Source organism: Gluconobacter sp. P5B12 (assembly GCF_018812035.1).
Lineage (GTDB): Bacteria > Pseudomonadota > Alphaproteobacteria > Acetobacterales > Acetobacteraceae > Gluconobacter.
The window spans coordinates 143642-157730 of sequence record NZ_JACRVV010000001.1; the positions used below are offsets into that span (position 1 = coordinate 143642).

The 14089-nt window shown below is 56.6% G+C and carries 13 protein-coding genes; 7 read left to right on the forward strand and 6 right to left on the reverse strand.

The window, feature by feature from the left end; translation table 11 throughout:
• Positions 1-62: 62 nt before the first annotated feature.
• Positions 63-392 carry a hypothetical protein gene (locus KP702_RS00575; protein WP_202206270.1) on the forward strand — a complete coding sequence of 110 codons (330 nt, stop codon included), beginning with the start codon at positions 63-65 and terminating at the stop codon, positions 390-392.
• A 44-nt stretch (positions 393-436) separates the two neighbouring features.
• On the opposite strand, the gene KP702_RS00580 is transcribed toward KP702_RS00575, so the two are convergent.
• Positions 437-3136 carry a pitrilysin family protein gene (locus KP702_RS00580; protein WP_202206271.1) on the reverse strand — a complete coding sequence of 900 codons (2700 nt, stop codon included), beginning with the start codon at positions 3134-3136 and terminating at the stop codon, positions 437-439.
• Between the two features lie 145 nt (positions 3137-3281).
• On the opposite strand from KP702_RS00580, the gene KP702_RS00585 reads away from it, so the two are divergent.
• Both KP702_RS00585 and KP702_RS16355 read left to right on the forward strand, forming a co-directional pair.
• Positions 3282-3815 (forward strand): hypothetical protein, encoded by a 534-nt coding sequence (locus tag KP702_RS00585; protein WP_202206272.1) that lies wholly within the window; start codon positions 3282-3284, stop codon positions 3813-3815.
• 11 nt (positions 3816-3826) lie between these two features.
• Positions 3827-4858: a glycosyltransferase gene (locus tag KP702_RS16355; RefSeq protein WP_202206273.1), complete on the forward strand. Its 1032-nt coding sequence runs from the start codon at positions 3827-3829 to the stop codon at positions 4856-4858.
• A gap of 9 nt (positions 4859-4867) precedes the next feature.
• Here KP702_RS16355 and KP702_RS00595 read toward each other — a convergent pair whose 3' ends face one another.
• Complete coding sequence (locus KP702_RS00595; protein ID WP_064273616.1) at positions 4868-5461, reverse strand: DUF4339 domain-containing protein; 594 nt, start codon at positions 5459-5461, stop codon at positions 4868-4870.
• A 116-nt stretch (positions 5462-5577) separates the two neighbouring features.
• Between KP702_RS00595 and KP702_RS00600 the strand changes: the two genes are divergently transcribed.
• The 3 genes from KP702_RS00600 to KP702_RS00610 all read left to right on the forward strand — a co-directional run bounded on the left by KP702_RS00600 (position 5578) and on the right by KP702_RS00610 (position 8273).
• Positions 5578-5979: an MliC family protein gene (locus KP702_RS00600; RefSeq protein WP_237389812.1), complete on the forward strand. Its 402-nt coding sequence runs from the start codon at positions 5578-5580 to the stop codon at positions 5977-5979.
• An 81-nt stretch (positions 5980-6060) separates the two neighbouring features.
• Entirely contained in the window at positions 6061-7116 is a 1056-nt protein-coding gene (add, locus tag KP702_RS00605; RefSeq protein WP_202206275.1) for an adenosine deaminase, read from the forward strand.
• A 230-nt stretch (positions 7117-7346) separates the two neighbouring features.
• Positions 7347-8273 carry a lysophospholipid acyltransferase family protein gene (locus tag KP702_RS00610; RefSeq protein ID WP_215768352.1) on the forward strand — a complete coding sequence of 309 codons (927 nt, stop codon included), beginning with the start codon at positions 7347-7349 and terminating at the stop codon, positions 8271-8273.
• A gap of 40 nt (positions 8274-8313) precedes the next feature.
• On the opposite strand, the gene KP702_RS00615 is transcribed toward KP702_RS00610, so the two are convergent.
• Entirely contained in the window at positions 8314-9492 is a 1179-nt protein-coding gene (locus KP702_RS00615) for a nucleoside hydrolase (RefSeq protein WP_046900120.1), read from the reverse strand.
• Between the two features lie 99 nt (positions 9493-9591).
• Positions 9592-10068, reverse strand: coding sequence for an Lrp/AsnC family transcriptional regulator (locus tag KP702_RS00620; protein WP_211501855.1), 477 nt, complete (start codon positions 10066-10068; stop codon positions 9592-9594).
• Positions 10069-10209: 141 nt separating this feature from the next.
• Here KP702_RS00620 and KP702_RS00625 point away from each other — a divergent pair, with 141 nt between their 5' ends.
• On the forward strand, positions 10210-11226 hold the full coding sequence (locus KP702_RS00625; RefSeq protein ID WP_211498797.1) for a 1-aminocyclopropane-1-carboxylate deaminase: 1017 nt from the start codon (positions 10210-10212) through the stop codon (positions 11224-11226).
• Between the two features lie 72 nt (positions 11227-11298).
• Here KP702_RS00625 and KP702_RS00630 read toward each other — a convergent pair whose 3' ends face one another.
• Positions 11299-13611: a molybdopterin cofactor-binding domain-containing protein gene (locus tag KP702_RS00630; protein ID WP_215768353.1), complete on the reverse strand. Its 2313-nt coding sequence runs from the start codon at positions 13609-13611 to the stop codon at positions 11299-11301.
• Positions 13604-14080, reverse strand: coding sequence for a (2Fe-2S)-binding protein (locus KP702_RS00635; RefSeq protein ID WP_046900117.1), 477 nt, complete (start codon positions 14078-14080; stop codon positions 13604-13606). The genes KP702_RS00630 and KP702_RS00635 overlap by 8 nt, the downstream gene beginning before the upstream one ends.
• Between the last annotated feature and the right edge of the window lie 9 nt (positions 14081-14089).

Consider the following 14089-nt stretch of genomic DNA (forward strand, 5'->3'; position numbering starts at 1 on the left):
ATTTGTAATTTCATCAAAAGCCGGGCTGTCGTGCCCGGCTTTTTTTGTAAGGATATCTGGAAATGCAGACTGTCTGGCTCATGGCGCTTCTACTGATCGCCGCATTTCTGGAAGTCGGCGGTGACGCCTTGGTGCGAACCGGGCTGCATACGGCAGGTCTGGGGCGTGTAGGCTTTATCTCCGCAGGCGCGCTGGTACTTTTCATCTATGGAATAACCGTCAATCTTCCGGACTGGGACTTCGGGCGATTGATGGGCGTCTATGTTGCGCTGTTTTTTATTGCCGCTCAGGTGGTAGCGTATTTTGCGTTTGGTCAGAGCCTGACCTTACCTGTCTGCGTCGGGGGACTGTTGATCGTCTCAGGTGGTGTTCTGATGACGATCTGGCGTTAAGGGATCAGGCCGGAATATGAATATCCCGGCCTGAAGTAGAGTGTTTACTTCGGCTGTGGGCCAAGGACGATCTGCGCGAGATCATCTGGGCGAACCCACTTGCTGAACGCGGCCTGCACCTGCGCAGGTGTCATGTCGTAAATCGCCTGAGCTGCCTCTGCTGGCGCATTCAAAGGCAGCCCCAGATCAATCAGATCCAGATAGCTGCCAGCGAGAGCCCCGAAGCTGGCGCGTGCCATAGGCTGCCGACGCAGCAGAGACGCTTTGGCCAGATCCAGACTTTCCTGAGAGACAGGCTGGCTGCGCATATCCTGCACGTCCTTGATTGCCAGGGCGCGTGCCTTGTTCACTTTGTCCGGGTCCGCACCAAAGCTGATGCCGAAGGAGCCGCGGGTCCGGGAGTAACTGAAGGCACTTCCTGCCCCGTACACATAGCCTGTGCGAACGCGCAAATCCTGCATCAGGCGGGAAGAGAACCCATCGCCAAGGATTTCGTTTCCGACAGCTAGAGCATGACGATCCGGGTCCGTGACCTTCATGCCAATGGTCTCCACGAGTTTCACGTCATCCTGTGAACGTCCTGGATCTGCGACAACAGCCTGAGAGGCCTTGCTGAGAGGAATGGATGGCAGATCAACGACAGGGGCAGGGCCTTCAGCCTTCCAGCCGCCAAAAGCCTTTTCAACCTGTTCATGAGCATCTTCAGGGCTGATGTCCCCGACAACCACAATCGTCGTCAAGTCCGGGCGATATGTGGCCGTGTAATAGGCTTTGACGTCAGCGAGCGTAATTTTGCTCAACGTAGCTGGAGTGGCCTCGCGAAGGGTCGGGTCAGTTGCAGGGACAAGCGCCCGGCGGGTGGCACGGCCAAAGCGGTAGGTTGGAGACTGAAGCTCACCCGCGCGGGCCTGAATGGCTTCCATCTGCGTGACATGGAAGGCCTTTTCCGGGAAGGCAGGGTGCAGTTCGTGCTCTGCCAGCAGGGACAGGCCCTTACTGAAATTTTGGGTGAGTGTGCTGAGACTGAAACCAGGGCCAGCGCTTTCATCTGCCGAGATGTCATCAAGCGCGCTGGCAAGGGCCAGACGGTCATGAGAGGTGCTGCCATACAGGAACATGTCAGACGTCAGGCCAGCAACGCCTTCCTTGCCAGCAGGCTGCTGCAGGGATGCATTCTGCCGGATGGAGCCGATCAGCTCGACCGTATGGCTGACATGCTCGGGCTGGACCAGAAGGTGCAGACCATTCGAAAGTGTATAGGCCTTGGGAAGAGGTGCCGCGGCCGGAATGCTCAACCGTGCGAGGGCTTCTTCCGCCCATGCTGGGAGGCTGACTTTGCCTGATGGTGGTGTGTTGAAAGACTCTGCGCCACCAAATCCTTTACCGCCAATGGCTTTGCCCTTTTCACTCGGCGTCAGGGTGGCGCTGATGGCGTGTTGCGGATCAAGGAGCGTTTTGGCCAGCTCATCCACCTGTGCCTTCGTGACGTTCCGGAAGGCCGCGATCATATCATCCGGGCTTTCAAGATGCTGGATGGCGACAGCCTGGGACCAGTTCTCTGCGAGTTCCGAAATGCTGTTCGCATTGAACTCCAGAGATGCAATCTCTTTGCGACGGGCGGCTTCGATCAGGTCCGCAGGAATTCCGTTTTTGCGAAAGTTATCCATGAGAGACGCAAGCGTCCGGCGGAGCTCATCCGGGTTGGCTCCCTTGGGGAAGCCTGCGTAGGCGACAGCGAGGCCAGCCTGCGCATCCGGGTCATACATGAACCCTGCGTCCAGAGCCTTGCCATCCGGCACCAGACCGAAAAGCACACTGCGCTGGCTGGCAATGGCATCGGCCAGCAGGGTTACGGCAGCATAGTTCGGGTCACGTTGCCCCGGCATCCGCCAGGCCATGGTGACAAGGCCGATGGGTAGATCTGTATCCAACGACAGGGATTGTGCCTTGGCTGGCGTGGGGGTGACAGCGGCGCGGGCAGGAAGTGTGGTCGCGGCAATATTGCCAAAGGCTGCCTGAACTTTCTTCAGAGTGTCCTGCGGGTCCACATCGCCCGTAATAACGAGGATGGCGTTGTTGGGAGCATACCAGGAGTTGTAGAACTGCTTCAAAAGCGGGGCAGTCGTGGCATCGAAAGAGGGACGCGTCCCGAGTGCGTCGTGCTCGTAAGGTGTGCCTGCGTAAAGTGCGGCGCGCACCTGAGAGAGATAGCGGTAGATGGGGCTCGACAGGTCGCGTGAGACTTCCTGCTCAATGGCGCCTCGTTCATGGGCCCACTCTTTCTCTGTGATGTTCAGACCGCGCATACGACCGGCTTCGATCCGCAGAAGGACATCAAGGTCCGCAGCAGGGGCCTTGAAATAGTATTGGGTGACGTCAGACGTCGTGTCGGCGTTATCATTGTTGCCGAGCTGAGCGCTGATGGTGGAAAGCTGGTCCCGGGAGAGTGTTTCGGAGCCATTGAACATCATGTGCTCAAGGGCGTGTGCCGTTCCCGGAAAACCTTTGGGTGCGTTGACGGAGCCCACTTCATAATTGAGCATCGTCTGTACAACGGGTGCCAGAGTATCCCGCACAATCACGACACGCAGGCCATTGGGCAAGGTGGCACGGGTGACGGAGGCCGGTGCTGCCGTGGCAGCCTGAGGCACCGCAGGGGCAGCATGTGCGCCCGTCAGGAGAGGCGGGGCCAGCATGGAGGCTGCGAGCAGGGTCACACGGGTCAGGCGGGAAAAACCGGGCATAGGTTATGAACTTCCTACGGGTAAAATGTTCTGCCCGGCAGTAAATCGACTGTCAGGGATGCTGTCTACCGAAGGAGGATTGCCGAAGGATGAATAAAAAATCATGTGACGCGGTCAATCAGAGGCCGCTAAGAATAAAACTACTATGACCTCTTCCAATTTTATCGTCCGCTTTGATGACTGGCTGATTGACCGGCTTTTTCAGCCCGTCGCGAACAGACTGCCGTCAGTTCTTCCCGTTGTGCAGTTGGGCATGAGCTTTCAGCTCGGCTCATTGATGCTGAACGGCGCAGCGCTGCTTCTGCCGATCGTGCTGTTTGGCGCAACGATGGGCGGTGTGGTGGATACATCGCTGATCTGGTTCATGAACCTTGCCTTCTTTCTGGGCATGAAAAAAACGATCCCGATGATCCGGCCAAACATGCTGAATCCCCTTCGCCCCATGATGCTGAGCATGCGGATGATTGCCATGGCATTTCTCATCTATCAGCTTTTCCGCAGCGTGGACGGGGTCGGCATTGGCTGGATTCTATCTCAGCTCATGACACTGTCTCAGCTGACGTTTGTGATCGGTCTGTATTTTGTGGCCTGCCAGCCTCAGCCGCCCCGACAGCGGATGTCTTCGCGGACAGGCCCTATCATTGAAGGCGTCTGGGCCGGGAACGGTAGTATTCGCTAAGGAGGCGGGCAGTGAGGATTCTTCACTGTCTTCTAACGCGGGAATTCGCGGGCACGGAACGCCATGTCGCGGAACTCGCGAACCAGCAGGCTCAGACGCATGACGTAACGGTGCTTCTGGAGCGTCATACCGCTGATCTTCGAACAGGCGGAGATATTGCGCATCACTTTTCACCCTCAGTCCGTATCGTAAGGGCTTATCGCGCAGGATATCTGCCGACATTGACGGCGCTGGTATGGAACGAGACCTTCGATATCATCCATACTCATCTGGGTAAGGCGTCGATCCGGGCAGGAGTTTTGAAGATTCTGGGACTGATGGGTGAGACCCCCGTCATCGGTACGCTCCACAATGCTTATCGTGTCAGAACTTATGGAAAACATGACGGCCTGATCTGCATTGCCCGGTGGCAACAGGACAGCCTGCCGGCAGGCTGTCGGAACCAGAGCGCAGTGATTGCAAACTGGACCATTCCTTCCGTCCTCTGCCATCCGGAGCGTACTAGGCTTCGGGAAGGCTTCCGGCAGGAGCATCGCCTTCCATCGGAAGCTTTTGTGATCTGTGCCGTTGGAAGAATGGTGGAAGAGAAACGGTTTGATTGTCTCCTTCAGGCCTGGAGACAGGCTGTTCTGCCGACCGACACATATCTTGTTCTGATTGGGGACGGCCCAGAACGTGCGCGGCTTGAAAACGTCTGCGCAGAGTACAGGGATCGCATCATTTTCGCGGGCTACCGGTCAGATGTGCCGGACGTGTTCTGTGCCTTTGACGGATTTGTTCTGCCCTCCAGACGGGAGCCATTTGGGCTGGTGCTGCTGGAAGCGATGGCGGCAGGATTACCTGTCTGCGCGACAGCAGCGGGGGGCGTTCTGGATATTCTGGAAAATGTATCGGACTGTCTGGTTAAGCCGGACTGTATCGACGCACTTGCCGCTGGGCTTGTGCGCCTGAGGCAGCAGCCGGGCAGAACATGGGACCTGTCCTTCCATGTGCTGGAAGAGCAGGCCCTCAAGACAGAGCAGTTCTATCGCCGTTTCTGCTGAGTATCGCGATCAGAGATCGTAGTGTTTGGAGACGTAGCTGGAGAGGCCATTCGGGTTGTGCATGATGTGCCAGCTTTCTGAAAAAGAAGGCACGAACTGGAACAGGAAGACCAGCAGCGACAGGAAAAACAGCAGCATTCCTTTGCCGACAAACTGGATACGCCGCCAGAAATAGAGCGGCGGGATCAGGATCCAGAATGCAGAGCCGGGACGGAAGCCAGCAGCAATCAGGGCGCGGCGATCTGTCAGCATGGAGGTGAAGATGATCGCAAAGCTGAGAAGAACGGCAATGATGCTGGACTGGCGGTCAGGGATGTTGCCGAACCAGGCCAGAACGTTGACGATCATGCTGCTGACGAAGGGGCCAAGAATGCTCAGCCAAGCCCAGCGGTTCGAGACCCTGCTGGGGGGCAGGGCAGGCGGGACTCCTTCGGGCTGGGGCGGCCAGAACGCGCAACTGCCTGCCGGATGCCATTCCGCACCGAAGGCCTCGGTCCAGCACAGAGTTGAGTGCTCAATACTGCCGGTCGAGATGAGGGCACGCATACCATCTTCAGAAAGCGGGCCTTTGCGGCTTCCGTGTTCTTCGTAAAACCAGCTCACAGTCCGTCCTTGGTTTGGGCAGTTGTCATCATGCTGACAGAATGGCGGCTCAATCTGACTGAAAGAGATGTCTCAGGCAATACTGAAGGCTTCAATCTGCTGGGAAGGGTCAAGTGATGAGAAAATATTCGTTTGGTTTAATGGCTGTTCTTTGTCTGGGGATAAATCCGGCTTTTGCATCAAAGGTCACTAGTTTTCAGATCAAACTCGCTTCTCCCACAACAGTTGACCGCCAGACAGTGCTTTATACCTGTCAGGGAAACGGTGAGGCGGCCAAGGAGCTTCTCTCGCGCTTGCCGCAAAAACGCGTTGCCGTTCAATATATCAATGCAGATGCCATCAGTTTGGCTGTCCTGCCAATTGAAGGGCACATGCAGGTGTTTTCAAACGTAATTGCTGCGGATGGCGCCAAATATGCTGCGGCTCAGTATGTCTGGTGGAACAAAGGAAACGACGCGTTCTTTTCCAGTGAGATGGACGACAAAGCACTTGTAACGTGCCATGCCGTTTCAAAATAAAGATATCATGTCGATATCGTTTCAATTCTCCAGCAAACATGCATGATGCGGGCTTATCACGACTGATAAGGAAAGCAGGTCATGTCCGTTGTCTGCATGCAGAAATTTCTTGAAAAGCTCCCCAAAGCTGAACTTCATGTTCATCTGGAAGGAACGCTGGAAGCGGACTTGAAAATCAAGCTGGCTGAGCGGAATAATCATCCTCTCAGGTCCAGCTCTGCTGAAGAAATTCGACAGGGTTACGTCTATCATGACCTGCCATCTTTTCTGACGCTGTATTACGAAGGCGTCGAACTTCTGCAGACCGAGCAGGATTTTCATGATCTCTGCTATGACTATCTGAAAAAAGTCGCGCAGCAGAATGTGCTTTACACTGAGATGTTCTTCGACCCGCAGCTTCACACCCGTCGCGGAATATCATTCGGAACAGTCATCCGGGGCTTCAATGCAGCGCAGGAGGAAGCAGAGGAGGACTTCGGCATCCGCTCTCACCTCATCATGTGCTTCATACGTGAAATGAGTGCGGACTCTGCCGACGAGACCTTTACCCAGGCTCTCCCTTATCTTGAAAGACCGGGTCGGAGCCGCATCATTGGTGTAGGTCTGGATTCAGACGAAAAGGGTAATCCGCCAGCCAAATTTGCGAAAACATTCGCCCGTGCAAGAGCGCTGGGCCTTCACTTGACCATGCATTGTGATCTCGATCAGCAGAATACGCATGAGCATATCCGGCAGGCTCTTCAGGATCTGGGCAGCGAGCGCCTCGATCATGGATTGAATGTGCTGGAAAAGCCCGAACTAATTGCGATGGCTCGGGACAAGGGCGTGACATTCACGCTGTGTCCGTCTCCGAACGATGTCATCAGGCCGGGGCGGTCCCGTCAGGATATTCGGGACATGCTGGCAGCGGGACTGAAAATCACGATCAATTCCGACGATCCGGGTTACATGCAGAGCGTGTATATGACGGAGAGTTTCGCCAAGGCGCAAAGTGCAGCGGACCTGACACAGGACGAACTCATACAGATCAGCCGAAATGCGTTTCAGGCTGCCTGGATTTCGGAAGAGGAGCGGACGGTTTATCTCGATGCACTGGAAAAGTTTGCGCGAGAACACAGTGTGGCGATGCCAGTCTGAAGGTGTCGTGGGAACTTTTCTCCTGATGTTTCAGGCCTGTGTCTCAGTGAGGCACAGGCCCTAGACGTAAGAATTTAAAAATAAAATTCGAAATCATTATTTATTAAAAAACAAAATTATATCTGAATATTTCAAAAAAATTACAAATAAAGTATAAAACAAGAAATGCATGTATTAATTAGATACAAAACAAGAATTGATTATCTTGTTTTTAACGCGACTATCGTCGCATGGCTCCAATCGCTCCTGTTTTGTCCCGTCTGTCTCATCATGTGCAATCAGCTGCGCTCGGGAGTGTCATTAACCTCCTGCGCAGTGTTGGTCCGCAATATGCCTCGACAGCTGGCGGCTGGCTAATGCGCAATGTGGGGATGAAGCTTCGTGCAACCCGCATTGCGGACCAGAATCTCCAGCTGGCTTTCCCTGACCTGTCGGCGGCGGAACGGCAGCAGATTATTCGGGATGTGTGGACCAATCTGGGACGGAACGTGACAGAGTTGCCCCACCTTGCATCGTTTACCCGCACGGATAGCGGGCCAGGCTGGGAGGTTGAAGGCGAAGAGCACATCGATGCTCTGAAAGCGAACGGATCACAGGCTCTGTTCTTCTCAGGGCATCTGGGGAACTGGGAGCTCATTCTGCCCATCGCAACCAGTCTGGGTATGCCAGTTGCGGGTTTTTATCGAGCCTCGTCCAATCCGGTCATTGATCTCCTGACGCAGAGAATGCGACAGAAAGCTCTCGGCCCGACAGGAACCATGTTTCCCAAAGGCCCCAAGGGTGCCCGACAGGCCTTAACGCATCTGCAGAGCGGTGGCTCACTGGGTTTTCTGGTGGATCAGAAAATGAATGACGGGTTGGCCATTCCGTTTCTGGGGCGGGATGCCATGACGGCACCGGCTGTGGCGCAATTGGCCTTGCGCTTTAATCTGCCCATCATACCCGTCCATATCGTGCGACTGGGGAACGGGCGGTTCCGCATGGTGTGTGAAGCCCCGCTTCAGGCTGAACGAACGGGCGATCGTCATGCAGATATCCGGTCAATCTGCGTCGCCATGAACGAGACGCTGGAACGGTGGATCCGCGAAAGGCCAGGAGCATGGCTTTGGCTTCATCGCCGCTGGCCCAAAGAGCAGGTCGCTCTTCCCGCCGTCTGAAAAAAGCCCCGCGGCCGGATGGCAACGGGGCTTTTGTGTTTCAGGGGAGAGGATGTCCGCTGACAGGAGCCTGTGGGCTGCCAATCAGATCAAGGATCTGCTTTTCAAGTTTCGGAACATTGATGCGCAGGACAACTTCGTTCTTGCGTTCGCCCAGACCTGGCTCATAGCCCGGCGTCCAGGACACAACGTCACCATAGCCGGGGCCGAACTGGCTGTTCACATCTACGAACAGATCCTGCTTTTCCGTGATAATGCTCGGGTCTAGCCAGACGGATGCTGCAATTTCATCCCAGAGCGGGAAGCCGCTCAGATGCCACTTCATGACATGCCCGACCGGCGTGCCGGTCGCTTCCAGTTTCTTCAGGAATTCCGGCGTGAGCTCGGTATCCGTTGATGGATCGGCCGGGACCATCACGATGTGCTTCCATGGCGCGCGAAGGGCCGCACTTGCGCTTTCCGGGTCCAGACGGAAGTTGAATTCACGACGGGGGCTGTTGAGGAATTCCCGCGCGAACTGGTGTGCCACAACGCCGGGCCGTGTCTGGCGCGGGTTCAGGCCACCGCCCATGTAAACAAGTTCTTTTGCAAGGCCCGCAAATTCCGGATCAAGCGTCTGGGCCAGTGCGATGTTGGTCATCGGACCCGTTGCAATGATGCTGACCTGTCCAGGATATTGGTGAACCATCCGAATGAGGAAGTCAGCTGCGCGCTCGGTTTCGGGCTTCTTGACCGGGTTGCCATATGGCAGGTCCGGAACAACATCCGGGCCATGATAGTAGGGAAGGGGCTGCTCGGTCTTTTCGACCCATTTTTTCATCCACACCCCTTTCCAGATCAGCTTTCCGTAAAGGGCTTCCCAGCGGTCCGTCAGCTTTTCCGAGTTCAGGAACGGGTAGGTGGCGCCCGGAACAACGGGAATGTCTGCCCGGCCTGCCACTTCCACGCCACGGAGTGCGTCATTCGTCGCTTCTTTCTGCCAGACGTCACCCGTGACAGTCGTGATGCCAAGCACGCGGACATTGGGGGCCTTGATGATCATCCACTGGGCAATGCTGAAGCCATCATCGTCAAAAATGACAAGGCGTGGGTCAGCTTTCGCCTGCGCGGAGGCTGCCAGCAGGCCGCCAGCGACCAGTCCAAGCGCCAGCGTGCGGCGCAGGGCCTTCCGCGTTTTTCTAAAACGTTCCGGCTTCGGGACGGTGGGGTGAAGGGGCATGGGCAGAGGGTTCCATAGCTGGTGGCAGGCAAGGACGTGACAATACCGCAAAGGAAGTCATTGCACAGAGGCAACAGGACGTTCCATGCGGACGCAATTCTAGAACGCGAGGGGCCCGCTGTCCTTGACTTCCTTGATGACAAAAAACGTCCGTGCCTGTCGTACTCCCGGAAAGGCAATCAGCTTTTCTGCGTGAAGCCGATTGAAATCTGCCATGTCTTCCACACGGATCTTCAGCAGATAATCGAAATCGCCTGCGACCAGATGACAGTCCAGCACCATGGGCATGGTTTTCACCGCCTCTTCCAGTTCCGCGAAGCTCTCGGGAGTGGACCGGTCCAGCACGACGCCGACCAGAGCGATTGTTCCCAGTCCGACTTTGACGGGATCAATCTCGGCGCGAACGCCGCGGATATAACCGTCCTGAAACAGTCTCTGGGTGCGCCGATGACATGTCGCGGCGCTCACGTTTACACGCTCGGCCAGCTCGGCATTGGACATGCGCCCGTTGCCCTGCAGAAGGCGAAGAATGTTCCGGTCGATTGCGTCCAGATCTGGTGTGATGGAATCTTTCATTATTTCCTCAAGTTATAAAAGAAACATCCATTAAAATTCTATTTTAAGACTAAAATACAGAAATTATTGCCTGAATTAGAAAGCACCTTCGAAGAATATTTCACTACTGCTTTCGGGTGTGAACACCTTGGGAGGCTGTCTGTGAACCTTGAGAAATTTGAGCGCTATCCGCTGACTTTTGGAAAAACGGCTATTGAGCATCTTCCACGTCTGAGCGAAGCCTTGGGTGGCAAAGTGCAGATCTATGCCAAGCGTGAAGATTGCAATTCGGGCATGGCGATGGGGGGCAACAAGCTCCGCAAGCTGGAATATATTGTTCCGGATATTTTGGCCTCTGGCGCAGATACGCTGGTCTCTATCGGCGGTGTGCAGTCCAATCATACCCGCATGGTCGCAGCGACAGCGGCCAAGCTGGGTATGAAATGCGTTGTCGTGCAGGAGAAATGGGTGCCGCATTATGACGCTGTTTATGATCGTGTGGGCAATATCCTCATGACACGCCTCATGGGAGCTGAGTCCCGCATTGTGGAAGATGGCTTTGATATCGGTATCCGCCAGAGCTGGGAAGATGCCATCCAGTCCGTGAAGGATGCAGGCGGAAAGCCCTATGCCATTCCGGCTGGTGCATCCGTTCATCAATATGGCGGCGTTGGTTATGCTGCTTTTGCGGAAGAAGTCGCGGAGCAGGAAAAGGAACTCGGCTTCACGTTCGATTACATTATCGTCTGTGTCGTGACGGGCTCGACGCAGGCGGGAATGATCGTCGGATTTGCAGCGCAGGACCGTGCAGATCGGGTCATTGGCATTGATGCCTCCGGAACGCCGGAGCAGACGCGCGAGCAAGTGCGGGAGATCGTGGACCGCACAGCCGAGCTAGTAGAGCTTGGTCGGACAGTGCGGGACGATGAGATCGTGATCCTCGAGGACTACGCCTATCCCGCCTATGGCGTCCCGTCCGAAGAAACGAACGAAGCCATCCGACTGGCGGCCCGTACGGAAGCCATGATGACGGATCCTGTCTATGAAGGGAAATCCATGCAGGGTCTGATTGACCTGACCAAGAAGGGATATTTCCCGGACGGGTCGAAGGTTCTGTACGTTCATCTGGGCGGCGCACCGGCCCTGAACGGCTACAGCTATTATTACCGCAACGGCTGATGCAGCCATAAAAAAACGCCGCGTCCCAATCCGGGGCGCGGCGTTTCTGTTTTCCGACGATAAAGCCGGATTTTAGCTGTTGTGACCGTTCAGTTCACGCAGCACATCTGCCGGACGCATTGGCAGATGGCGCAGGCGCACACCAATGGCATTGAACACGGCATTGCCGATGGCAGGCGCCACAACCGTCACACCCGGTTCACCAAGGCCCGTAGGCTTTTCGGTGTTCTGGACGAACTCGATATCCATGTCCGGCACGTCCGGAAGACGGACCGGTGTGTAGGTGTTGAGGTTGCTGTCCTTGATCGTGCCATTGACGATCTCGGTGCCTTCAAACAGCGCCATGCTCAGGCCCCATAGAGCTGCACCCTCGGTCTGTGCCAGTGCGCCACCCGGATCAACGATCGTGCCAGCATCCAGAACCAGCCAGAGTTTCTGACAGGTGATGACGCCGGTCTTGCGATCAACGTGGACCTGTGCCGCTCCAGCCGTCCAGGTCGGCATACCGCGTTCCTGTCCGAAACTGGTCGCGATGCCAATGCCGGTATCCGCCGGAAGCTGCGTCTTGCCATAGTTGATCTTGTCGGCAAGGCGCTGAAGGGCTGCGGCCTGACGCTTGGCACCGCCGACAGCATTGGGAGCGGAGCCTTCGTTCCGTCCTGTCGCTGTGAACATGGACAGGCGGAATGCCAGCGGGTCCTGCTTCGTCTGGTGAGCCAGTTCGTCGAGGAAGGATTCAAGCGCCCAGGGCGTCCAACCTGCGGACACGGAACGGAGCCAGCCCGGACGGAAAGTCTTGTTGGCCAGATCGTTCGTGATGGCACGGATGCGGGTTGGCCCGGTTTCGTACCAGTGATCAGCGCCCGCAATGGCAAACGGATCGTAGGACTTGCCGTCTTCGCCCTTGGCCAGAAATGCCGGTGCCATGACGAGTGTGGGCCAGCCTGCTGTTGCAGCGTAATCCATCGCCACAATCTTCTTCTGGTCTGCATCGAGTGCGACGCGAACCGTCTGAAGAGAGGGGGAACGAATGGAGTCAAACGCCATATCGTCCGAACGTGTCAGGATCAGCTTGACCGGTGCGCCACCGATGGCCTTGGACGCCAGAGCTGCCGGGATGGAATAATCACCATTCAGGCGGCGACCAAACCCGCCGCCCAGCAGGTAAGTGCGCATGACAACCTGCTCTTCGGGCACCTGAAGCGCCTTGGAGAGCTGCGGTAGAACGAGGGACTGCCACTGGTTGCCGGTGTGGATTTCCCACATGCCATCAATATGACGGGCCACCGCATTGACCGGCTCAAGCTGGTAATGCGCGACAGAGGCACAGGTGTAGCTGCGTTCGAAGGAGTGTGCCGGATGGGCAAATGCCTCGTCCACACCCTTATCGTTGAAGACGCGAGCGCCAGTGCTCTGATCTGCAATCAGCTTGCGGCCATGCTCGATGATGTCTGCTTCCGAGACATTGATCGTCGGACCGGGATTCCACTGAACCTTTAGAACGTCCGCAGCCTTGATGGCGGCTGGATAGGTCTTGGCCAGAGCCACGACCCAGCCCGGAACGATGCCCGAAGGGTCATCCAGAATAACGTAGCGGACGTAGCCCGGGATCTTCTTGGCTTCGCTGTCATCAACAGACTGAACCTTCGCGGCGTAGCGCGTCGGCGGCATCTTGGGGCGGCCATAGACCATCCCTTCGAGCTTCACGTCGATGCCGTAAATGGCCTTGCCGGTCGTCTTGTCCGGAATATCCAGAGCAGGAACCGGCTTGCTGATCAGGCGACGCTCACTGGCAGGCTTAAGTGGCAGCTTGGCCATTTCGTCAGCCGTGAAGCTGCGCGTCGGCTTGGCTTTGGAAACGATCTCGCCATAAGAGACGCTCTTGCTGCCTGCCGTGACCGTGCTGTTGCGGGCAACGCACTTGTCCGGCGTGGTACCGAGCAGCTTTGCGCCTTCCTCCAGCATGATCGTGCGGGCCGCGGCGCCAGCCTGACGGAACGTGTCCCACGTATCCCAGACGGACCAGGACCCGCCGGTTACGAACTTGCCGGCCCATTTCGGGGCGGTGTCCACTTCCGTGATCTTGATGTGATCCCAGTCGGCTTCCATTTCGTCCGCAATAATGCGGGCGAGGGCGGTGCCGACGTGCTGACCCATTTCGGCACGGACAACGTTCACGTTGATGGAACCGTCCGGCGCGATGGCGCACCACATGTTCGGCTCGAACGCGGCTTCCGGCGGCATAGCAGAGGGGTAGGTCTGCGCAGCTTCGGCCTTGCGGGCGAAGCCGAACATTAGACCTGCGCCTGCTGCCGTCATCAGAAAACTGCGGCGAGACAGGCGGCCTGCGTCGGATCTCTTGGCGATCTGTTCGATCTTAGCCATTGGTGGCGCCTCCCTGCTGCGCGGCAGCTGCTTCCTTGATGGCCTTGCGGATGCGGACATACGTCATGCAACGGCAGAGACTGCCGCCCATGACGCCGTCAATCTCTTCATCCGTCGGCTTCGGATAATCTTTCAGAAGGCTTGCGGCCTGCATGATCTGGCCGGACTGGCAGTAGCCGCACTGCGGCACCTGCTGGTCACGCCAGGCAACCTGCACGACGTGATTGCCTTCCGGGTCCAGCCCCTCAATCGTGGTGATCGAGGCGCCTTCGATGGAAGACAGCGGCGTGATGCAGGAGCGTGTTGCGCGCCCACCCACATGAACGGTACAGGCACCGCATTCGCCGATGCCGCAGCCAAACTTGGTGCCGGTCAGGTTCAGTTCGTCCCGCAAGACCCACAGCAGAGGGGTATCATCCGGTGCATCGACCGAAACGGGCTGTCCGTTGAGTTCAAATTTCGTGGTCATATTTCGTTT

Coding starts and splice junctions, on each gene's coding strand:
- KP702_RS00575 (WP_202206270.1), top strand. CDS start 63: ATGCAGACTGTCTGGCTCATGGCGCTTCTACTGATCGCCGCATTTCTG.
- KP702_RS00580 (WP_202206271.1), bottom strand. CDS start 3,136: ATGCCCGGTTTTTCCCGCCTGACCCGTGTGACCCTGCTCGCAGCCTCC.
- KP702_RS00585 (WP_202206272.1), top strand. CDS start 3,282: ATGACCTCTTCCAATTTTATCGTCCGCTTTGATGACTGGCTGATTGAC.
- KP702_RS00600 (WP_237389812.1), top strand. CDS start 5,578: ATGAGAAAATATTCGTTTGGTTTAATGGCTGTTCTTTGTCTGGGGATA.
- add (WP_202206275.1), top strand. CDS start 6,061: ATGTCCGTTGTCTGCATGCAGAAATTTCTTGAAAAGCTCCCCAAAGCT.
- KP702_RS00610 (WP_215768352.1), top strand. CDS start 7,347: ATGGCTCCAATCGCTCCTGTTTTGTCCCGTCTGTCTCATCATGTGCAA.
- KP702_RS00615 (WP_046900120.1), bottom strand. CDS start 9,492: ATGCCCCTTCACCCCACCGTCCCGAAGCCGGAACGTTTTAGAAAAACG.
- KP702_RS00620 (WP_211501855.1), bottom strand. CDS start 10,068: ATGAAAGATTCCATCACACCAGATCTGGACGCAATCGACCGGAACATT.
- KP702_RS00630 (WP_215768353.1), bottom strand. CDS start 13,611: ATGGCTAAGATCGAACAGATCGCCAAGAGATCCGACGCAGGCCGCCTG.
- KP702_RS00635 (WP_046900117.1), bottom strand. CDS start 14,080: ATGACCACGAAATTTGAACTCAACGGACAGCCCGTTTCGGTCGATGCA.